The sequence below is a fragment of the Microvirga sp. KLBC 81 genome (assembly GCF_003075415.1).
Lineage (GTDB): Bacteria > Pseudomonadota > Alphaproteobacteria > Rhizobiales > Beijerinckiaceae > Microvirga.
The window spans coordinates 1-539 of sequence record NZ_QDAH01000332.1 but is presented as its reverse complement, the minus strand read 5'-3'; the positions used below and the strand labels follow the sequence as shown (position 1 = coordinate 539).

Annotated in this window: 1 protein-coding gene; it reads left to right on the top strand. The window is 67.7% G+C overall.

All coding sequences use genetic code 11. The annotated features are described in order from the left end of the window. On the top strand, positions 1 to 539 hold a 539-nt coding region (locus DC522_RS34050; RefSeq protein ID WP_256369943.1), incomplete at both ends, for an FtsK/SpoIIIE domain-containing protein.

Sequence of the window (539 nt, the reverse complement as noted above, 5' to 3'; positions counted from 1 at the left end):
TGGGCGGTGCGCGAGATGGAGGACCGCTACCGCAAGATGTCGAAGCTCGGGGTGCGCAACATCGACGGCTTCAACGCCCGCGTCTCGGAGGCCAGGGCCCGGGGCGAGACCCTCACCCGCACGGTCCAGACCGGCTTCGACCGCGACACCGGCGAGGCGATCTACGAGGACGAGGTGATGGATCTCGAGGCCTTGCCGTACATCGTGGTGATCGTCGACGAGATGGCCGACCTGATGATGGTGGCCGGCAAGGAGATCGAGGGCGCGATCCAGCGCCTGGCCCAGATGGCGCGCGCCGCCGGCATCCACGTGATCCTGGCCACCCAGCGCCCGTCGGTGGACGTGATCACCGGCACGATCAAGGCGAACTTCCCGACCCGGATCTCGTTCCAGGTGACCTCGAAGATCGACAGCCGCACGATCTTAGGGGAAATGGGCGCCGAGCAGCTCCTGGGCCAGGGCGACATGCTCTACATGGCCGGCGGCGGCCGCATCACCCGCGTGCACGGCCCGTTCTGCTCCGACGAGGAGGTCGAGAA